The sequence below is a fragment of the Mesorhizobium sp. M0317 genome (assembly GCF_040321555.1).
GTDB lineage: Bacteria > Pseudomonadota > Alphaproteobacteria > Rhizobiales > Rhizobiaceae > Mesorhizobium.
The window spans coordinates 53,809-73,336 of sequence record NZ_JAMYRV010000027.1 but is presented as its reverse complement, the minus strand read 5'-3'; the positions used below and the strand labels follow the sequence as shown (position 1 = coordinate 73,336).

Here is a 19,528-nt window from a genome sequence, read left to right as displayed (position 1 = left end):
AAGAGGCCGCGATGAGGTATCATCAGATCGTCATTTTTATCGCCTGCCTCGCCTTCGCGGCACCATCCGCTGCTGAGACGGTCGGGTCGATGACGGCCTACCAGACCATCATCGTCCGCAATAACGGCGGGACGATGAACGTTGGCGCCGGCGTCGAACTCGGCGACCAGTTGCGCAGCAATCCCACCGGTCTCGGAATGCTGGTGTTCCGGGATGAATCGAGCGCCAAAATTGGTCCAAACACCAGCCTGACGATCGATGAGTTCGTCTACAATCCGGGCTCCGGGTCGGGAAAGATCGACATCGGGATGAACAGCGGCCTGGCCCGTTTTTATGGCGGCCAGGTTTCGAAAGGGGGCGTCATGCAGGTTGCGACGCCGCACATGGTGCTCGGAGCGAGAGGCGGCATCATCGAAGTGCTGGTGGCAGCCGGCCAGACCGTCGGCATATTGCGCGCCGGCCGCATGACCTGCACGATCAATGGCAAACGGCTGGTCATCACGAACCCGGGCTACGCCTGCACGTCGGACGATGGCAAGCTTCTGGCCGGCTACGGCGGCATCGACGCCTTCCCGATCTTGGACAGTATCGACCGGATAGCGGGAACCGGCCTGCCGGGCGCACCGGGTCCTGGGTTGGACGTAAGCGCAATTTGTGCGTCGGCTCTAGGCTCCTCGCTCAAAGTCTGCGGGTCCAGGGACGGCGCACTGCCAGGAGTGGTCATGGAATTCCCTGACAGCCCAACGCCACCTGCGGGCAGCGGGGGGCGGCGGGGCGAGTGTGAGGGTGAGGGTTGCTGCTACTACTACAACTGCGATTAGGCCTGGCTGCACGAGATGAGCCACTCGGTCGGTAGGCGCTGGGCTGATTGGCGGCAAGCCGGCAGACGCAAAATATCCGGCCTTGTGGTCGTGCTCCTGCTGCTCGCTTGCCATTTGGCTTTTGACGGGCCGTTGTCGCGCCTGCGTGAGCGGACGTACGACTTCTATCAGTTTCTCGCCCCACGTCAGGCGACGAGCAATCCTGTCGTGATCGTCTCGATAGACGACGCCAGCCTCAAGGCACATGGGCGATGGCCCTGGAACCGTGGCCTCCTGGCCGATCTGGTCGATGGCATCACGCAATCTGGCGCGGCGGTGGTCGGGCTTGCGCTGGTACTCCCCGAGGCTGACACCTCGCCTGAGGGCATGGCCGGAGACAAGCGCCTGGCAGCGGCGCTGTCCAAAAATCGAACGGCGCTTGCCGTCAGCCTGGGCAATGAAGCGACGGTTTCAGAAGCAGAACCCAAAGCCGGCTGGTCGATCGTCGGGCAAGTACCCGATACACTTCCCGGCTTCACCGGTCTTACCGGCTCGCTTGCCGAATTCTCGAACGTTGCCGCAGGCCTCGGCGTGATTCGCACCTTGCCCGATCCCGACGGCGTACTGCGCCATGTGCCGCTGCTCTGGCTTCGCAATACCCCTCAACGCGCGCAGCTGTGGCCGTCTTTCGCACTCGAGCTCCTGCGCCTTTACGCTGGACAGGACGGTTACACAGCCCGGATGAATGCAGCCGGGTTCGACGCACTCAGGATGGCAGGCGCCATTGTGCCGCTCGAGCCGGAGGGGAGCATCCGCCTCTGGGAAACCGCCACGGACACGCCTCGCCTGTCTGCCAGCACTATCCTTTCGGGCCATGGCGATCCGCGGCTGCGGGACGCCATCGCCATTGTCGACCTGTCGGCTGTGGGCCTGACGCAGTACCTGCCCACGCCGACGAGTCCAGCGCGACCAGGAGCGGAGATCCACGCCGATGCGATCGGCCAGATGCTTGCCGGGCGCTTCCTGGCAGAGCCAGCGCACGCGCGTATGCTCGAGCGGCTCTGGTTTCTCCTCAGTGCCGTCGTTTTCATCGGGGTTTCCGGAGTGCTCGCCGGGCGTGTCGTGCTTGGCGCCCTCTCCCTGGCGCTGCTGGCCGTCACGCCGTTCGTGTTCGGCGCTCTCGAGTACAGCCTGCAGGGTGCACTCTATGACCCGCTGCAGCCGGCGCTTGCAACCATCATGGTTGCGGGCTTCGAAGGCTATGTCCTCTACAGGCGCAGCGAGCAGCGCCGGTCCACCCTGACGCGACAGTTCTCCCAATATCTGTCGCCCTCCGTGGTGCAGCGCCTCGCAAGCTCGGACACCGAGGCAATCCTGTCCGGCGAGAAGCGCGAGATCACCATTTTGATCAGCGACATACGTGGCTTCACGACCATGAGCGAACAGCTCGACACCCAAGAGATCGCCAAGGTGGTCAACCATTTCCTCGGCATTGCGACCGATGAGATCCTCAAGCGCGACGGCACCATCGACAAGTTCATGGGCGATGCGGTGCTGGCCTTCTGGAACGCACCGCTAGATCAACCCGATCATCGTGAGCGTGCGCTCGACGCGGGCCTGGCCCTTATCGAGCGGGTGAGGCGCGAAGACGCCGCCTTCACCGCGGATGGCCATCGCTCCATCGAAATCGGCGTCGCCATCGAGACCGGCATCTGCTCGGTAGGCAATTTCGGTTCCGAACGGCGCTTCGATTACACCGCGATCGGCTCCCCCGTGAACCGCGCGGCACGGCTCGAATCGACGACCAAGAAGCTGGGCATCCCCCTGGTGCTTGGACCCGGCTTTGCGGCAGGAGCATCGATGCCGGTCGTCCAGGCGGGCGCCTTTGAGCTCCAGGGTTTCAAGGGCGAGGTGCCGGTTTTCACCGTTCCGGAGATGCAAGCTGCTCAACAAGGTATGAGCCGCGAAGTAGAGAGCCAACGTGGTGAGCAATCTGGCGCCCCCGCCATGGTGGTTGGTTCGCCGCCATCCGTGCAAATGGCGCCGCTTGACCTGACACCCCGAACCCGGAGCATCCGCTGATCGGATCCAGCGGATCGCAAGATGCGATTGTCACGGGCACAGACGGACATCTCGTTTCGGCGACCATCGAGGGATGCGACGGCTTGCGTCACTCGTCCTTGAAAGTCACCTTCATATGTTTGTGCACCATTGAGGCGAGGTCCTCGGCATCCCAGTTCGTTAGCCTAATGCAGCCGTGAGAGAAGGTCTTCCCGATCTTGCCGGGTTCGGGCGTGCCGTGAATGCCGTAGCTTTCGATGGAGAGGTCGATCCAGATTGATCCCACGGGATTGTTAGGGCCGGCAGCAATGGTGAAGGGCCGCTTGGTTTTGACTCCCTTGAATGCAAAATCGGGATCGTAGTGATAGGTCGGGTTGTGCACCACCCTTTGGATCTCTGCCTGCCCACTTGGTGCCGGCTTCTCGTCGCTCCCGATCGACGCAGGGTAGACGGCAAGCGCTTTATTGGAGGGGTCGAGCACGCGCACCTGATGAGCGCCTTTGTCGACTTCCACGCCGGCAATGGTGGCGGGAGGTTCACCCCGGCCAACATCTGGTACCAGCAGCGTGGTTCCAGCTTTCCTGAATCCGGTGCCTGGGTTTAGCCTCCTGAGCAATGGTTCGCTCACATGGAAGCGCTCCGCCAGCTTCTCGATCGAGTCGTGATAGCCAAGCCTTCTCAGGCGAGCCATCCTCTCCATGCGCCCCGGAATGCGTTTGGTGAAGGGGCCGCGTACATCTTTGCGGTTCAGTTCATAGGTGACCAGAGCTGGGCTGGTGGAGGTTGCCATCAGCTTGTCCCAAGTCGCCTGGGTGAGCTTGCCATCTGGCGCCAGTCCGTTCGACGCCTGGAAGGCCTTGACCGCCTTGGCGAAGTTCTCTCCAAGGCGGCCGTCGATAAGCCCCGGTGAGAAGCGCGCACGATCCAAAAAAATTTGCGCCTTCAGCACGGCAGGATCGAGCCCTTCCGGGTCGCCGGCGGAGAATTGCGCCTGATTTACCGCGGCTAGATCCAGCTTGGCCGCCTCCGTCCCGCCGCATGCGAAGGCGAATGCAATGGCGAGGAGGAGAAGGAGCCTGATCATCGATGTCACTCCTTGCGTTAAATCGCACCTGATCTGCTTCTATGACGCGCTGTGGCAGATCTGGTTCCATTCGCCGGTAGGAGGATCATAGGCAACCAGCCTTACGCCGCCGACCGGTCCGAGACGTTCGATGCCCAATGCCTTGCCCCTCACGAGAGGCGTTGCTGGCCTCGCAGATCGGCAGTGTAAAAATGGTCTGGCCATGTTGACGTGAGCTTCTACCTTCAAACTGCCCACTACCTGGACCGGCAGTCAAATGGTCTCAGGGCAGCAAGTGAGGAGATGCGCTGGGAACCGGCTTATCGGGCGGGTATTCTATTGATCTTCGGTATCGATAGATCCATGTTCCGTCGTCACTGTGATCGCGTTGTCGCCCGCGATTGCTCTAGCGTATTCGAAGCGCTCCAACTTCTGTTCTGCCGATAGGCCTTTGAACATCGCGGTGGCCGAGTTCGTGATTTTGAAGTCGCCGCAACTCGGACAGCGAAACTCCCGGATGTCACCAACTGTCTCCGAATTAACGAGCGCCTGCTCATCTGTAATCGGGCAAATTGCGGCCATCCAAGCCATCGTGGTCCTCCGTCCTAAGGCCGTCCTCGATTACCCAAAAGGCATCGTCGAGTGCAAAATCCATTTCTGCCGACGCTCACCCCACCTGGAGTACTCCACCGAGTAGATTGCGCTCTCCACTCTCCAACCCAGAATGTGGATTAAAGCCAGTTCCTCGGCGAGCGATTTGCTGGTGAGCGGTAGGCGCTCTCGCTCTGGAGCCTCTCCCAAACGATCGGAGATGTTCATGTAGCGTCGGGCAGGACCGAAGGGCCGGAACGTGGCGTTTTCATCTCTTCGGCAATCACCAGTAGAGCCTCCAGAGCGACGGCGATCCCCGACATCACCGTACTTATGTCTGCGCTGCCGCCGAGCGTCGAAAGTTCGGCCGCTCGCGTTTGCATGCTTTGGCTCAGCTCTTGTAACTTCAGGCGCAGCTCGTCATCCATGTATGTTCTCCAAGCTTGACGCTGGAGGAACGCGCCTGCTTACAACCCGTTCCGCCGGTGGCCGCAGAGAACCAGAGACACCGCAGATGCTACAACTCGCGCTGTGGCGGCGCTTAGGATGGGCGGTGGATTGAGCCTCAGCGACTGACCGTCGGCAAATAGCGGATGCTTCAGTCTCGAAAAGGTGCTGGACGGCTCGATATGCACCGGCCCTTGGCCCTGGGTGCTGGTCCCATGCACAGTAAGGCCGTGCAAGTGCGCGCGGCCTCTGGGCTCAACATTCCAGTCGTCATGGTCCAAAGTTGTCCCAAGGTGGGTTCTCACCAAAGTGGGCGGCGAGAAGCGTCACGAAGCATTGAACTTTGGCGGAAAGATGCCTTCTTGACGGGTACATCGCGTAGATCGACCGGCTTACCGGCTTGAACTGGGGCATCACTGTCTCCAGCTGGCCCGAACGAATGGCTTCTCCAACAAGGAAAGTGGGGCAAAGTACTATGCCTGCTCCACCCAGCGCCGCATCGCGCAGGAGCTGCCCGTTCGTTGCCGTCATCCGTGCAGTGATTTTTACCGCCACTTCCCCCTTTGGTCCGTCGAACCGCCATTTTCCGCGGCTGGCGCGCAACGCGTAGTCCAGACAATCATGGTCGTGGAGATCCGACGGCTTTGTGGGACGCCCGCGTCTGTCCAGATAATCGCGCGAAGCGCAGACCACCTCGCGTGACGGCGCGATTCGGCGAGCAACCAGATTGGAAACCGTGAGTGGAGCGATGCGTACCGCGACATCGAGGCCCTCTTCCACGATGTCAACCACACGGTCGTCCAACACCAACTCAACCGACACCTCCGGGTAGACCGCGAGATATTCTGCAACGACTCTCCCAAGGTGCGTCGCGCCGAAGGAGATCGGCGCGCTGACACGCAGTGAGCCGGTCGGACGTGTCTTGCTCTCGGCCGCGCTCGTACGAACTTCCTCGACATCCTCGATTATGCGCAGGCTGCGCTCGTAGACGGAGGCGCCGAGCTCTGTCAGGCTGATGCGCCGGGTCGTCCGGTTGAGAAGGCGTGCGCCAAGCCACTCTTCCAGCATTTGGACATGCTTGCTCACGGCCGCTGGCGATAGTCGCATCCGCTTGGCCGCTCCAGCGAAGCTGCCTTCACCGACGACGTTGGCAAACACGGTCATGCTGGTCAGCCGGTCCAACTGCAATCACCTCTTTCATTCACGTTTCGTGAATTCACCATCCATATTTTCCCCGATTATCAATCCGCAGCGGACAGATTATCTGAAGCCAGGCCGGGATCAATTGCCCGATCCGTCTCTCTAACGTTTGCCCGAAACGTTGGCGTCGAGTGCCTTCTCGCGGGCTGGAGGTGATCATGTCTCTGATCAAAGCAGCCCTTCGGGAGAAACAGGGAGCCACTGTTCGCATGTGGCTCTCCGTGCTCACTGTATCGCTGGGTATTTTTTCGATGATCACTGCGGAGCAACTCCCTGTGGGGCTGATTCCGGCAATTTCTTCCGAGTTGAATGTCTCTATTGGGAGTGGCGGTCTCACGGTGACCGTACCCGGCGTAATTGCGGCGTTCGCTTCTATCGGCTTGCCGTTGGCAGTGGGGAGGCTCGACCGGCGTATTCTGATCGCGGGCCTGCTCGCGGTAATGGCTGCGGCGAGCGTGATTTCAGCGCTCGCAACGAACTTTCCCGTGCTGCTCGCGTCCAGGCTGCTCGTCGGGATCACCATCGGTGGCTTTTGGGCGATAGCCGGGAGCATCGCAGTACGCCTTGTTCCTGGACCGTCCGTGCCGCGCGCCATGACTATTGTCTTCGGCGGTGTAAGTGCCGCTGCGGTGCTGGGCGTGCCGGCCGGCACGATCATCGGTGATCTAGTCGGCTGGCGCGGCGCGTTCTGGTCTCTCGCCGGCCTGAGCTTTGCCATAATGCTCGCCGCCCTGCTTGTGCTTCCGAAGCTGGAGGCGGCGGAGCCTGTGGAGGTGAAAGCCCTGCGTGCGCAATTGCGCAATCCCGCCCTTCTGGCGGGCGTGGTTGCGACGGCACTGCTGGTGGCTGCTCACTACGGTGCCTACACCTTCGTGAGCCCGGTGTTGCTGGAGGTCTCGGGCGTCACTGCAGGGAGCATAGGCTGGCTACTGTTGGGGTATGGCATTCTCGGAATGATTGGCAACGCCGTCGCAGGCGTCTGGGCCGCCAAATCCGTCGGTCGCACATTGGCCTGCGTCGTCATTGGGCTCGGCGCCACGCTGGCTCTCTTCCCGTTACTCGGGGTCACGCCGCTCACAGGAACCATCCTGCTGCTGGTGTGGGGCTTCGCGTATGGCGCGGCGCCCATCACGCTGCAGACGTGGGTGCTGAGTGCAGCACCAGAAAGCGCGGAGACCGCGACGGCCATCTACTGCTTCACTTTCAATCTTGCCATCTCCGTGGGTACCCTAGCGACCAGTCAGATCGTCGACACGATGGGCGTGAACAGGGTCCTCTGGGTCGACTCCGCCATCATCCTGCTGGTGCTGCTGCCGGTGTGCCGCGCACCCATGCTTAACCGGAACATCGGAAACTCGTAGACAGCAAGCCATCCTGTGCCGCCCGTCTGGCAATGATGTGATAGGTTGAAGTAGATCTTCGTTTCCTCTGTCTTGAAAGTCACGCGCGTCACATCAAACGCGGGTTCCGCCGCACCGTGCGGGTGCCGATGCTTTGCGCCCCCGGAGGACAACTGGCTACTTGAAAAAGGACTTGATCCCCTCGTCGATATGTGTGCTGATATGAGATCGATCTCATGCCGCGCTCTCAATTACTGTTTCTCTACGGGAGCGCGCTCTGGGAAGCATATGTCTGAATGACGATGAAGAGGGAGGTTCAAGTGAGGAAATTGATCGCGTGGCTGGCCTTGGCCACTACCACGCTCGCGTTCGCGTTCGCGTCTGCGGCGTCGGCGGGTGAAACCATCAACCGGGTTACCTCGAAGAAGGCAATGGTGGTCGCCACAAACAGCGGTTGGCCGCCGCAGAGTTTCCTGGACGACAGCAATCAGTTGGTCGGCTTCGACATAGACGTCTCGAAAGAGATCGCAAGGCGCCTCGGTGTCGAGGTCAGTTTCGATACGCCGGACTGGGCGACGATGACGGGCGGCCATTGGCAGGGACGTTACGATCTGGGTGTCGGCTCGGTGACGCCGACCAAAGCGCGGGCCAAGGTGATCGATTTCGAAGGCATCTATTATTATAGCCCCTACGTTTACGTGGTTCACAAGGACAGCCCGGCCAAATCGGTCGCCGACCTGAACGGCAAGATCATCGGCGTCGAGACCGCCACCACGTCGGAGGATTTCATCCGTAGACAACTCGAGATCGATGCTCCCGGCCTGCCGCCCATCGAATACAAGCTGGAGCCCGGTGAGATCAGGACTTTCGCTGACTCAATGCTGCCGTTCGACGATTTGAGGCTCGGCGACGGTGTGCGCCTCAACGCGGTCATCGCACCAGAACAGACGGCTCAGAACGCGATAAAGAACGGCTACCCGTTGCGTGTCCTGGAAGGCGGCTATGCCTTCCGTGAGCCACTGGTGGTGATCGCGGAAAAAGGTGATGCCGAGTGGAATGCCAAGATCGGCGGCATTCTCGACGAGATGAAGAAGGACGGTACCCTCGCGAAACTGACCACCAAGTGGTACGGCAAGGATTACAGCTCTGACTGAGAGGCATCGTGGATAAAGCTTGAGCGGGGTGCATTCAATTGAACATCCCGCTCCATCTGTTTTGTTTCAGCCGCATTTCCACGACACCGGGCGGCTCCGCCTGCCTGCAAAATGCTCTAGTGCCGCCACCTCATCATATTGATCATGACATGTCCTGACACCTATTACCGACGCACGCTTGCCGACAACACCATCAGGCCGCCGCTGAGCGGCGTTTCCGAGTGCGAGACAGTCGTTGTCGGCGGCGGACTGGCCGGCCTGACGACGGCGTTGCAGCTGGCTCGCGCCGGCCAGCAGGTCGTCGTGCTTGAGGCGCAGCGGATAGGATTCGGCGCTTCCGGTCGCAATGGCGGCTTCGTCAATCCCGGTTTCGCCACCGGCACCGACAACATCGCCGCGATGGCCGGCGTCGACGCGGCACAAAAACTGCACCGCCTGTCCATCGAAGGCGTCGACTTCGTGCGGCAGACGATCCGCGATCTCGACATCAAGGCGGCAGAGCCGCGCTCCGGTATATTGAGCGTGCTTCGCCACGATGGTGGCGCCGCGCTCAAGGCATATGCCGAGCAACTGGCGCGGGATTTCGACTATCGGCTCGACTATCTCGATCGCGACCAGGTGCGAGCGGTGCTGCATTCGGATCGCTACCACCAAGGCCTGCGCGATCCCAGCGCCTTCCACATGCATCCGCTTAACTATCTGCGCGCCGTTGCTGGCGAGATCGAGCGGCTGGGCGGCAGGATATACGAGAGAACGGCTGCCGTTGAAGCCAACCTTGACGGCGCCGAAAAGATCTTGCGTACCGACAGCGGCGAAGTGCGCGCCCGCCAGGCCGTAGTTGCCACCGGCGGATATACGGGGCCACTGGTCAGTCGGCTGCAGCGGGCATTCCTGCCGATCGCCACTTACGTTATGGTGAGCGAGGAGGCGCCTGACCTCATCGCCAAGGCGATTACGACGACCGACGCCGTCGGCGATAACCGTCGCGCAGGCGATTATTACCGTGTTGTCGAAGACGGCAGGCGGCTGCTCTGGGGAGGGCGCATCACCACCCGGGCAGCCTCATCGGGCGTGTTGGGGAGGCAATTGCGCCGTGAGATGGTCACCACTTATCCGCAGCTCGAACACCTCAATACCGAACTCGCCTGGTCCGGGCTCATGTCTTATGCCCGGCACATGATGCCCCAAATAGGCCCGTTGCAGCCGGGCGTCTGGTACCTCACGGCTTTTGGTGGCCATGGCATCAACACCACCGCGATCGCCGGCAAGTTGATCGCCGAAGCCATACTGGGACAATCGGACCGCTACCGGCTGTTCACACCCTTCGGCCTTGCCTGGGCGGGCGGCCCGGCTGGACTTGCGGTTGCGCAACTCACCTACTGGAAGCTGCAGGCGCAGGATTGGTGGCGCGAGCGGGCCCGCTGACCGCAGGGAGATCGAAGACGTGATCGGCCGACTATTGCTCAACCACCCGGACGCGGCGCGCCGCGTTGCCGTGTTCTTCGTGCTCGCCGCCATCGCCGCCGGCCTGTATGGGCTCGGCATCAAAGCCAGTTGGCTCGGCAAGCTCGTTCCGTGGTCCGTCGAGTGGCTCGCCGCCAACCCGGACGTCGGGCGGGCGGTCTCGGCGGTGCTGATCGCATTGATCTTGGTGGCGAACTGGAACGCGCTGCGGTATCTCAGCCGCAAACAGCAGATTGTGGCAGTTTGGATAGAGCTGTTCGTGCTGCTAATGTTGTTTTTCTATTCCTTCGACCTGTCCTTCGCGTTCATCGCCAAGAAGATCGGCTTCCTCGTCTCGAAGGGTGTGGTGACGACCCTCTACATTTCGGCCATTTCGATCGCCATCGCCACCCTCATCGCATTCGTTGGCGCCATCGCCAAACTTTCCCGCAACGGCGTGGTCTATGGCTTGGCGACCTTCTATACCTCTTTGTTTCGTGGCTTGCCGTTGCTGATGCAGATCTACATCATCTATCTCGGCCTGCCGCAGATTGGCTACGTGATCGGCGCCGTGCCGGCCGGTATCATGGCGCTGTCGCTCTGCTACGGCGCGTACATGACCGAGATCTTCCGGGCCGGCATCGAAAGCATCTCGCGCGGCCAGACCGAGGGTGCTACGGCACTCGGCCTTAGCGCTAACCAGACGATGTTCCTGGTCATCCTGCCGCAGGCGATGCGGGTCATCGTGCCGCCGACCGGCAACCAGTTCATTGCGATGCTGAAGGATTCTTCGCTGGTCTCGGTGGTCGGGGTCTGGGAGATCATGTATCTCGCACGCACGCAGGGCCAGACCGAGTTCCGCCACATCGAGATGCTCATCACCGCCTCGATGATCTATTGGCTGCTCTCGATGGGGCTCGAGTTCCTGCAGTCGCGGATCGAAGACCGGTTCGGGCGCTCACTCAAGCGCTGATCGTCATCCGTGATTTTCGCCAAAGCGAGTTGCACAGCACCGCAACAGCCAGCTTCGGAGAGCAGCTGCAGATTGTACGCCACAGCACGCCGTTCGGCGACGCCGTCAAGGGTGAATCAACCCGGTATTTCACCGGCTTAGCCTGATCGGAGGGCAGAATAGAGCAAGTGCTGGACGAGCATGTTCGTTGGCCGACTGCCCGGCAACTTCGACCGATTGCTGGATTTCACCCGCGCCAACAAATCGATAAAATCAACGACTTTAACATGTCCTCCGGGCCAGCCATTATCGCTATGTATCGATGGTAGCCGAGTTCGCCACGTGGTTCGCCAATAGGTTTGTCAGGCAGTGGTTTGCGCGTTACCAGCCGCACGACTCGGTCCATGCCCTGCACAGCCAAACGCACCGGCGAGGTTCCCGGGAATGAAGCTCGGCATGGTGTTTCGTTCCTTTGAAGTGGGCGTGTTTGGGGGAAGACCGTAGTCGGCGTGTTCGCGCCCGGTGGAATTTTCGAAGAGTTGTTTCCAACGGCGGGAACGAACCAAACTTCCATGCATTTAGCTCTGGCTTCGTTCATTCACTCTTTCTTCTGGGAGCGGGACCATTGTCATCCGGAGGCTATCTCTTGGCCGACCAACAAACCAATGACGTTTCCATCGTTGATCTGATACCTGCCCTGCGGGCTTTCGCGCGCACCTTCTGCCGCGTTCCAGACGATGCCGACGATCTGGTGCAGGAAACGTTGACCAAAGGGCTCGCCAACATCGACAAGTTCGAACCCGGTACACGCATGAAGTCGTGGCTCTTCACCATCATGCGCAACACCTACTACACCCGGATCAAGATCGCTGCACGGGAAGCGCCAGGCCTTCTCGACTGCGCGTCTTCGAGACCGATTTCGGAAGCTACCCAGGAATGGACCGTTCAGAGCAAGGAAGTTCACGGCGCCATCCAAAAGCTGCCCGAACATCAGCGCGAGGTGCTGATGCTGATCGGCGTTTTAGGAGTGGGCTACGAGGAAACCGCCGAAATCTGCGGCTGCGCGGTAGGGACGGTCAAGAGCCGGCTGAACCGTGCCCGCGCCAACATCCTTGAGCTACTCGGGGAGAGCTCTCTGCAGACATTGATAGAGAGACGAAATCAGCTGTCGGATGGTCAGCTCGATATAGAGGTCGACAACCGCAGATAGTCAGCTCTTCACGTCTCGCCGACGCTTCTCGACGAGAGCGTTTTGCAATTCGATCGCCAGCTTGGAGAGGCGGTCTGGTATCTCTTCCTGCTCTATGGCGGCCAGGAGGGAAGCAATCTCCTGATCCACTGCCATCTCGACAAGCAGATCCGTGGTATCGTCGCTCGAATGAGACATCACGTTCTCTTGATAGCATCCCTAGATCCAAGTCTGATGATGAGCGCTCGGCACTACAGGGCGTTGTCGACCGCCGAGAGGCTCACCGGCGGCCCTTGCACAGTTTTCCTCCGTGCCGCGGCAAGACGCGGCGCGGTGGCGTCAGTCCTTCAGCAACCGGTTTGCGGCGTGATCCTGAAATTGATCGGACTTGATTCGATTGCCGTCCAGCCCGCGCTCTCGGCCATGTTGCTCCTGTCGCGGTTGGACAAAACCGCGTTTTCCTCGATCTTGTCCTTGTCCAAGGTGGTCATTGCGCCGGCGCCGGCACCTTTGCCTTGGCTGCCTTGTCCGAAATGCTTTTTGCTGCCGGATGCCATGATCTCCTCCTTCGAATCCAGGACACCGATCGGTGCCGACGCCGAACCGGCATCGCGCTGTAATGTTCCGTCTCACCCAGCAAGCAGGAAGGCGTCGCCATCCCATGACCGAAACGGCTTCTCGCCGTCGATGACGACCCGCAATTGGTGAGTTTGCGCAAGACGGCCGATGTCGGCCCGGTCCAAAGAAAGCGATCCGCGATAAGAATAGTTCAGCAATGCGAGCCGGCCCGGCCGTTTGAGAACGCGCGCAATTTCATCGAAAAGCCGCTCAGCCATGCCGGCCAGGACCAGGTAGGGAAAGCTGTCGACCGCCAACACGCAATCGAAACTGTCGTCGTCGAAGTCGGCCAGATCGAGACCGGAGGTTTGGCGCAGTTCGACATTGCCGAGCGCTGCGCATTGCTCGGAGGCGATAGAGATCATCCGCGAGGATATGTCGATGCCGACCATCCGCTTGAAGGAATTGAACAGCGCGCGCTCGAAACGTCCGATGCCGCAACCGATGTCGAGAATGTCTCGTTGAATTCCGGTGAATTCTCGCGCCTCGAGCCATTCAACGATTTCGTCGGTCATGGCTGTCAGCCGCTCGTCATCGCCAAGGGATCCTAACTGGACACTTGCCGCGGCCGAAATTGCTGCCGCGGCATCAAAACTCGAGGCCAGCCTCCTGACCACGGCGATATCCGTCTCGCCGTTACCGCGTTCATGCCGAACGGCGCCGCCTGTCGCTCGCAAAGTGGCAAGGACGCCCGGTTTGTGGCGCAGCAGTCCAGCGACCTTTCGCAGTCTTTCAGCATCGCCGGTATTCGCCGGACGGACTTTCAGCACGACCTCCGCCAATTCCGCCGCTTCAATTGTGGGCGGCAGGTGAAGCGCCAGCCTGACGAGAACAGCTTCGGCGCAGGCACCATCGGCCACACAACCTTCGACCGCCCGTCTGACCGATGTCCGGCGCTGCGCGTGCACACTCATGACATCAACTCCGCGTCCAGATCCTCCGCATCGTCCACCTGTCGACGGCGCCCCAGCCATATTTGTAGGCTTCCTGGCCGCGCAGGAAGTCGAACTCGCGCGCATCCTCGCGGATCGACTCCGCGATCGCGTGGCCGATCAGGATCGCACCTGGGCTCTCCTCGGCATAAGCAGGATCGAGGCCGCCGAGATAGGCATAGGCGCGGCCGCGGTGGTGAAATCCGTAATAGGCGGCGACAGTCGTGCCATCGATCGCGAGCAACCAGCATCGGACCAGACCGTGAGCATCGAGCAAGGGAAGTGAAAGCCCATGGAAGTGCTGCACGGCGGGGTCGGCCAATACACCACCTCCATGTCCAACCCAGCGTGCATGGTGCAGGCGGATCAATTGGTTCAGGAAGTTCTGATCGCCCCGGGCTGACGCCAACGCGAGCCGGCCGCGTCTGGACGCCGCTTGACGCGCCCGGCGCAACTGGCGCCTACGCCGAGCGGGAACGCAGCCGGCCAACGTTTCGTCGCCGGCAACAGCAAGCACGGGGCAGGCTGCATGAATTGCCGGCCTCTCGACCGTTAAACCGGGATGCGCGATCGTAAGACCGGCACTGTTTTGCGGCAGATCAGACAAGATCCATTGTGACCACCCGACCGAGCAGATCGTTTCGGCAATGGTGGCGACAACCGCCGCCTCGATATCCTGGAGAGCCAGGATGTCCAGATAATCGCTGAGCGAAATGCCGACCGGAAGCAGCTTCGAACCGGCCGTTCCATGCTCGAGATAGAGTGGCGCCAGCCCGACCAGATCGCCGCCACGCCAGACCGCGACTGTCGCCAGTTCACCGGGTGCGAATGCGCGCCACCATGGCACCAGCCAAGCGGGGGATTGGAACGGCGTCGCAGAGGAGCTCTGCTCCCATAGTTTCCACCAGTGCGGCGTCAAGGCATCGAATTTTACGGGGTCATCGATGATTTCGCTGCGCAACACTGCTTTTCTCACGGTGCCGCTGCGAAGCGCCGGCAATCTGTGCCAAGTTGTGCCAGCGCCTGATAGGCAGCCATATACGACGAGATCATCCGTTCCAGCGAAAACCGCCGTCGCGCCTCCACCCGGCACGCCTCGGCGTCCAGGCTGGGCGCCGCAAGAATGGCTTGGGCCATCTCGTCGACTGTGTTGACGAGAAAGCCCGTCCTGCCGTGCTCGATGACATCCGCAAGCGCACCATTCGGGAATGCGACCACCGGGGTACCGCAGGCGAGGGCCTCCATGGCGACAAGCGAGCTTGTCTCGGCGGCGAGGCTTGGAATGACCAGACAGCGGGCTGCGTTGAGAAAGCGCCTCTTGGCGTTAAAACCGAGCGGGCCCAGGAAGCGGCGGCGAGCATCAAGACGGGATTGGACCTCGTCGCGAAAGTAGCGCGTATGTGTTTCGTAGGGATAGACCTTGCCGCCGATGACCAGGGGCACGCCCGCCTGTTTGGCCGCGTCCAGGGCCAGGTGAATGCCCTTTTCCGGGCAGACCCGGCTGAGAACCAGGGCAAAGTCTCGCTTCGGCTGCACCAGGCTCAGTGCTTCGATGTCAACGCCGTTGGGAATCGGCGCCACCAGTCTGGCCCCTGGTGGCGCCGTTTGCTGCTGGGTGGGCGAGACCGCATGGAGCCACAGGTCGTCGCGCGTCGGTCGCAGAGCCTCGGCCGGATACCAGTCCAAGGGCAGGTGGAGGCTCACCAGGGTCGGACCATCGTCGGGCAAATACGCATGAAAATCGATGCCGTGCAGATGAACCACATCGATCGGCCATCGGGCGCGGGCAGCGGCGATCGCTTTGCGATGAGCCTGCTGCGCGCGGCTCTTCGCCGCCTCGTCGAGCACGCCGTTTTCAGCCGGTATTTCCACAAGGGTACCGCTCGCGCTGGAGCCGCGGCAGCCAATGACGATAGAGCGGTGGCCGGCGCGAACCAGCTCCCGATCGAGCATCGACAGAACCTGTTCGGCACCGCCGACAGCATCGGGTCCGACGGGTGCGAGAGGGTAGGCGACATTGAGGACAGTGAGCGCCGCGGCTGGTTGCGCCTCGGTCCCGTATGCCGCACCACCTGTCGATGATGCCGCTAATTCGTCCAATGTGTCGGGCGTCTGATGCATTGGCAGCATGACACTTTCACGCTGCCGAGGCCCGCCGCGTCGGGAGCGAAGCGGACGTCATGCCGGGCGCATAGCGGCGGATCATGGTTGCGCAGAATTCCGCGAACTCCTCCGGCACCAGAGGTGGGCTGGTGTGGTGGGGCATCATTCCGCGATGCTGCGGTGTAAAGCAAAAGGTGACCGTCACGTCGAAATCGGCGAGTGCCTCCATCTGCCGGTCAAACCAGTCCAGCGCGTTCGGCCGGAAGCTGTCTGCCCAGGAAAGCCCCGTGCGCATATTGGTGACGCCCAGCCGCTTCATCCAGGCGACGGCATCGTCCAGCCGGGGGTCCTCGAAATGAAACCACTGCACCAGCCCCATTGCGGGCGTGTAGCGCAGGAACTCCTCCAGCGCAGGTTTTGGCGTACCCTCCTGGCGCAGCAGCCCCATGTGGAAATGTCGATAGTAAGAAGAGCCCTCCGCCTCGCGATGCCGCGTCGTTGCTTCCCATTCGCGCGGAAGGTCGTAGAGGCTGTACCACTGGATGCGTGGTGCGTTGCCAATCAGCAACTCAGCGGTGCGCTTGAGCCCCCAAACCTGGATTTCTTCCGCGCCGAAGGTTGATACGCCGACTTCGCTGACCCAGATGGGTAGGTTGGTGACGGTCGCGATCTCGCCGATCTTCTGTGGCCATTCGTGGATCTGCCACAGGTTCCAGTCGAGCGGAAAGCCGTGCACGGCGACGGCATCGACATGGTCCAGCACGCCGAATTCCTTCATGCGGGTGATAAAGCCCGGATCTATCGGCGAGATGCCACCGAGTACTTTCGTCAAAGACGGGTTCTCCGTCGCGATTGCGTCAGCCGACAAGATCGCCATCCTGGCAAAGCGGCTCCAATCGGGATCGAGCTCTGGGTCCCAATGCGATTTGTTGTTGGGCTCGTTCCAGATCATGGCGGCTTCAATCATGGAGCTGTCCTTTCGAGGGGTAGATGGCGCCGCCGCCGGCCGGGTCCCCGGCTGCGCGGCAGAAATAGACCTCCTGCTCGGGGTGCAGAACGATCTCGAAACCGGCGCTGCGCAGCATCGCTTCGGTGCAGGCGCGGTTTGGAATCCACCAGTTGGTGGGATCGTCGGCATAGCGGTGCTCGATGAAATGCAGCTTGGGAAACTGCGGCTGGTCGAACAGGTCATGCGTCCAGAAATGATAGTTTTCTTCCAACTCGGGCAGATCCGCGCTGCCGCGCTGCATGGACTGGAAGATCATCAGGTCACGGGCGACATGTTCGCGGATCAGGTCGAGCGCGAGCAAGGGGTGGCGCAAATGGTAAAGCACCCCCATGAACAGCACGACATCGAACGTCTCGCGCAGCGAGCCGACGTCGTAGACCGAAAGCTTCTGGAATTCGATCTCGCAATCGGCAACCTCGGCGGCAAAGCGAGCTTGGGCAAGATAGGCGTCATCGAAATCGATGCCGAGGACACGGTCAGCACCTCGCCGCTTCATCTCGATGGAGTAAAATCCTGCATTGCAGCCGATATCGAGTACCGCCTTGCCCGTCAGATCAGCAGGAATGGCATTGGCAAATTTGCGCCATTTGATCAGCGGGTAGTTGCCCAGAAAATGGTTGGGAGCGGTTTCGACGCCGGCAAGTTCCATGTTGTGGAACCATGGGCCGAGCGCATCGATGCGGCGGCGGATTTCGGCATGGGAATGCAGCATGGCTCAGGCTCCTTCGCCAGGAACGACGGGTAAATGCGACTGCGCGCCGGGCATGATCATGGTGGGCCGGCGCTGCGCGGATGAGGCGTCGTTTTCAAGCAACCGCAGAGCTGTTCGATAGCCGTTGAAAGTGCCGACATCGACATAGTCCGACCCAGCCCTGACACCAAAAGCTGTACCGCCGGCCGCAATATAGGCGTTGACCAAAGTGCCGATATATTCGTCACTGCGCTCGCGCTCACGCCAGAGTGCCGCAAGCTGATGCAGGATATGGCCCGGCATCTTGAACGCACCCCAAACCCAGTTCGTGGCGGCATCCTGTCGTTTGACCTGGATTTCGATCACGCGCTCGTGGACGTCGGTGACGACGGCGTCGAAGAATTCCGGCTGATCCACCGGGAAAAGCAGAAATGAGAGCTGATCGTCGGGCAAATGGCGGAAACCGTCCTCGGGAAACCAGATCGTATCGGGAAGGCCGACCAGGACGACCTCGTCGGGCGCGACGAGGGGCGCCGCCCGGAAGATCGCATCGCACAGACCGACGGGGTTCGGCTGCACCACGAAGAGAGCCGCCGCGTCACCGTAGCCGGCGGCGTAGTATTCAAGGATGTCGGATTTGCCCGATCCGATGATGAAGCAAATCTTGTCGACGCCGGCCTGCACCATGCGCCGTACCAGATACTCGCTCACGGCGCATGGACGCTCGGTCTGTCCATCGATCCGGCTACCGACCGGCAGCAGCTCTTTCGAGAAGCCGAGCGGCTGAATGCGGCTGCCGCGCCCGGCAGCGGGTACGATGCCCAACATCAGACCGCTTCCCTCATCGGTGCGCCGGGAGATCTTTGAAAGGCCTCGTTCAGGATGCGATCCAGTTCCGCCGCGCGCCGTGCGGAAGTGTGTTCGCCCAAGACCCGGTCGCGGGCACGCCTTCGAATGCCGTCGAGCTCGCGCTCCGGCAATCGCAATGCGGCGACCACATCATCGGTGTCATGCGCCAACAAGATTTCGCGGCCGGGTTCGAAAAATTCGGCCAGGCCCGGCCATGCATCGGTGACGATGGCAGCCCCACACGCGGCCGCTTCGAAGAGCCGTCCCGACGGGCACCAGCCCTTTTGCGCCATCGCCTCCCGGGTGACGTTCAGTGTCAGGCGAGATGATGAGAAGAAAGCCGGATGGTCGGCTGGCGGAAGATGCCTGACAAAGAAGATGTTGTCGCTCCATGGGAATTCCTGCGGATATTGCGCGCCGCCAATGATGAAACGGTGGTCGGGCAGGCGCGCGGCCGGGCGGACCAGCAGCTTTTCGACGCCGGCCTGGCGATCCGCCGCATAGGTTCCGAGATAGGACAGATCACCGGCGAATTCGGCCCGCTTCTCTGCCGGCCGGTGTTGGTCGGGATCGACATGCCCATAGAGCGGCACCACGTGACGCGCGCCCAAAACCGACTTAAGCGCCTCGATCGCAGAGCCGCCGGTGTAACTCAAAACGAGGTCGAAATCGGCGAGACCCTCAGGTCCGAAATAGGGCGGACGCTCGCCTTGCTCGATGCGGGCAAGCGTGACCGGAGTGTCGAGATCGTAGAAGACACGCAATCCGCGACCTGTCTGCTGCGCCAGCCGCGAGGCCTCCACGGCGTCGGCACAGTAGGAGGTGACGACGACGACATCCGCTTGCTTCATTGCCCGCTCCGCAACGCGACGGATGTCCTCCCAGTCCGGATAAATGACGACGTTGCCGCCATCGAGCCGATCGAGATCACGCGTCCCGGCATAGTAGGGGGTATCGCGTTCGAAGAAGGTGATGGACCATCCCAGCCGACCCAGGGCGCGGATCAGACCGCGCCAGAGCGTGGCATGGCCGTTGCCCCATGATGATGTAACGGTGAGACCGAAAATGACCATCTGCATCCGGAAA

The 19,528-nt window shown here is 61.2% G+C and carries 19 protein-coding genes and 1 pseudogene; 7 read left to right on the top strand and 13 right to left on the bottom strand.

Annotation, left to right across the window (positions count from 1 at the left end):
* Positions 1-11 precede the first annotated feature (11 nt).
* Complete coding sequence (locus tag NKI88_RS19370) at positions 12-821, top strand: FecR family protein (protein ID WP_023667958.1); 810 nt, start codon at positions 12-14, stop codon at positions 819-821.
* Between the two features lie 90 nt (positions 822-911).
* A complete protein-coding gene (locus NKI88_RS19365; RefSeq protein ID WP_352656638.1) occupies positions 912-2,882 on the top strand; it encodes a CHASE2 domain-containing protein in 1,971 nt (656 codons plus the stop codon).
* An 88-nt stretch (positions 2,883-2,970) separates the two neighbouring features.
* Here NKI88_RS19365 and NKI88_RS19360 read toward each other — a convergent pair whose 3' ends face one another.
* From NKI88_RS19360 to NKI88_RS19345, 4 genes are all read right to left on the bottom strand, one after another.
* Positions 2,971-3,945, bottom strand: a complete 975-nt coding sequence (locus NKI88_RS19360; protein WP_352656636.1) for a L,D-transpeptidase family protein — start codon at positions 3,943-3,945, stop codon at positions 2,971-2,973.
* A gap of 315 nt (positions 3,946-4,260) precedes the next feature.
* The gene (locus tag NKI88_RS19355) at positions 4,261-4,515 is read right to left on the bottom strand and encodes a hypothetical protein (protein WP_023699977.1); all 255 of its coding nucleotides are present in this window, start codon (positions 4,513-4,515) and stop codon (positions 4,261-4,263) included.
* A gap of 224 nt (positions 4,516-4,739) precedes the next feature.
* Positions 4,740-4,943: a hypothetical protein gene (locus tag NKI88_RS19350; protein ID WP_023667962.1), complete on the bottom strand. Its 204-nt coding sequence runs from the start codon at positions 4,941-4,943 to the stop codon at positions 4,740-4,742.
* A gap of 289 nt (positions 4,944-5,232) precedes the next feature.
* Positions 5,233-6,144, bottom strand: coding sequence for a LysR family transcriptional regulator (locus NKI88_RS19345; protein ID WP_352656634.1), 912 nt, complete (start codon positions 6,142-6,144; stop codon positions 5,233-5,235).
* Positions 6,145-6,320: 176 nt separating this feature from the next.
* Here NKI88_RS19345 and NKI88_RS19340 point away from each other — a divergent pair, with 176 nt between their 5' ends.
* From NKI88_RS19340 to NKI88_RS19320, 5 genes are all read left to right on the top strand, one after another.
* On the top strand, positions 6,321-7,523 hold the full coding sequence (locus tag NKI88_RS19340) for an MFS transporter (protein WP_352656632.1): 1,203 nt from the start codon (positions 6,321-6,323) through the stop codon (positions 7,521-7,523).
* Between the two features lie 299 nt (positions 7,524-7,822).
* Positions 7,823-8,656, top strand: a complete 834-nt coding sequence (locus NKI88_RS19335) for a transporter substrate-binding domain-containing protein (RefSeq protein WP_352656630.1) — start codon at positions 7,823-7,825, stop codon at positions 8,654-8,656.
* Positions 8,657-8,800: 144 nt separating this feature from the next.
* On the top strand, positions 8,801-10,081 hold the full coding sequence (locus NKI88_RS19330) for an NAD(P)/FAD-dependent oxidoreductase (protein ID WP_352656628.1): 1,281 nt from the start codon (positions 8,801-8,803) through the stop codon (positions 10,079-10,081).
* Positions 10,082-10,100: 19 nt separating this feature from the next.
* Positions 10,101-11,072 carry an amino acid ABC transporter permease gene (locus tag NKI88_RS19325; RefSeq protein ID WP_352656626.1) on the top strand — a complete coding sequence of 324 codons (972 nt, stop codon included), beginning with the start codon at positions 10,101-10,103 and terminating at the stop codon, positions 11,070-11,072.
* 625 nt (positions 11,073-11,697) lie between these two features.
* The gene (locus NKI88_RS19320) at positions 11,698-12,261 is read left to right on the top strand and encodes a sigma-70 family RNA polymerase sigma factor (RefSeq protein ID WP_023681087.1); all 564 of its coding nucleotides are present in this window, start codon (positions 11,698-11,700) and stop codon (positions 12,259-12,261) included.
* Here the strand turns inward: NKI88_RS19320 and NKI88_RS19315 are convergent, their stop codons facing one another.
* The 9 genes and pseudogenes from NKI88_RS19315 to NKI88_RS19275 form a co-directional block, all read right to left on the bottom strand.
* On the bottom strand, positions 12,262-12,438 hold the full coding sequence (locus tag NKI88_RS19315; RefSeq protein ID WP_352656624.1) for a hypothetical protein: 177 nt from the start codon (positions 12,436-12,438) through the stop codon (positions 12,262-12,264).
* A gap of 141 nt (positions 12,439-12,579) precedes the next feature.
* Positions 12,580-12,797 (bottom strand): annotated as a pseudogene (locus NKI88_RS19310) (hypothetical protein).
* Positions 12,798-12,869: 72 nt separating this feature from the next.
* A complete protein-coding gene (locus NKI88_RS19305) occupies positions 12,870-13,877 on the bottom strand; it encodes a class I SAM-dependent methyltransferase (protein ID WP_352656622.1) in 1,008 nt (335 codons plus the stop codon).
* The gene (locus tag NKI88_RS19300) at positions 13,777-14,754 is read right to left on the bottom strand and encodes a GNAT family N-acetyltransferase (RefSeq protein WP_352656620.1); all 978 of its coding nucleotides are present in this window, start codon (positions 14,752-14,754) and stop codon (positions 13,777-13,779) included. The genes NKI88_RS19305 and NKI88_RS19300 overlap by 101 nt, the downstream gene beginning before the upstream one ends.
* A gap of 8 nt (positions 14,755-14,762) precedes the next feature.
* Entirely contained in the window at positions 14,763-15,920 is a 1,158-nt protein-coding gene (locus NKI88_RS19295; RefSeq protein WP_023704590.1) for a glycosyltransferase, read from the bottom strand.
* Positions 15,921-15,927: 7 nt separating this feature from the next.
* Complete coding sequence (locus NKI88_RS19290) at positions 15,928-16,860, bottom strand: glycoside hydrolase 5 family protein (protein ID WP_352656618.1); 933 nt, start codon at positions 16,858-16,860, stop codon at positions 15,928-15,930.
* Positions 16,853-17,614 (bottom strand): TIGR04290 family methyltransferase, encoded by a 762-nt coding sequence (locus NKI88_RS19285; protein WP_023687791.1) that lies wholly within the window; start codon positions 17,612-17,614, stop codon positions 16,853-16,855. Before NKI88_RS19285 ends, NKI88_RS19290 begins: the two co-directional genes overlap by 8 nt.
* 3 nt (positions 17,615-17,617) lie before the next feature.
* Entirely contained in the window at positions 17,618-18,421 is an 804-nt protein-coding gene (locus tag NKI88_RS19280; protein ID WP_352656616.1) for a sugar phosphate nucleotidyltransferase, read from the bottom strand.
* Positions 18,421-19,521 (bottom strand): CgeB family protein, encoded by a 1,101-nt coding sequence (locus tag NKI88_RS19275; RefSeq protein WP_352656614.1) that lies wholly within the window; start codon positions 19,519-19,521, stop codon positions 18,421-18,423. The genes NKI88_RS19280 and NKI88_RS19275 overlap by 1 nt, the downstream gene beginning before the upstream one ends.
* Between the last annotated feature and the right edge of the window lie 7 nt (positions 19,522-19,528).

Bases quoted from the DNA above. Each gene is read 5' to 3' on its own strand.
- NKI88_RS19295 (WP_023704590.1), bottom strand. From the start codon at position 15,920: ATGCTGCCAATGCATCAGACGCCCGACACATTGGACGAATTAGCGGCA.
- NKI88_RS19355 (WP_023699977.1), bottom strand. From the start codon at position 4,515: ATGGCTTGGATGGCCGCAATTTGCCCGATTACAGATGAGCAGGCGCTC.
- NKI88_RS19360 (WP_352656636.1), bottom strand. From the start codon at position 3,945: ATGATCAGGCTCCTTCTCCTCCTCGCCATTGCATTCGCCTTCGCATGC.
- NKI88_RS19330 (WP_352656628.1), top strand. From the start codon at position 8,801: ATGACATGTCCTGACACCTATTACCGACGCACGCTTGCCGACAACACC.
- NKI88_RS19315 (WP_352656624.1), bottom strand. From the start codon at position 12,438: ATGTCTCATTCGAGCGACGATACCACGGATCTGCTTGTCGAGATGGCA.
- NKI88_RS19290 (WP_352656618.1), bottom strand. From the start codon at position 16,860: ATGATTGAAGCCGCCATGATCTGGAACGAGCCCAACAACAAATCGCAT.
- NKI88_RS19275 (WP_352656614.1), bottom strand. From the start codon at position 19,521: ATGCAGATGGTCATTTTCGGTCTCACCGTTACATCATCATGGGGCAAC.
- NKI88_RS19285 (WP_023687791.1), bottom strand. From the start codon at position 17,614: ATGCTGCATTCCCATGCCGAAATCCGCCGCCGCATCGATGCGCTCGGC.
- NKI88_RS19350 (WP_023667962.1), bottom strand. From the start codon at position 4,943: ATGGATGACGAGCTGCGCCTGAAGTTACAAGAGCTGAGCCAAAGCATG.
- NKI88_RS19340 (WP_352656632.1), top strand. From the start codon at position 6,321: ATGTCTCTGATCAAAGCAGCCCTTCGGGAGAAACAGGGAGCCACTGTT.
- NKI88_RS19370 (WP_023667958.1), top strand. From the start codon at position 12: ATGAGGTATCATCAGATCGTCATTTTTATCGCCTGCCTCGCCTTCGCG.
- NKI88_RS19305 (WP_352656622.1), bottom strand. From the start codon at position 13,877: ATGCGCGCGAGTTCGACTTCCTGCGCGGCCAGGAAGCCTACAAATATG.
- NKI88_RS19280 (WP_352656616.1), bottom strand. From the start codon at position 18,421: ATGTTGGGCATCGTACCCGCTGCCGGGCGCGGCAGCCGCATTCAGCCG.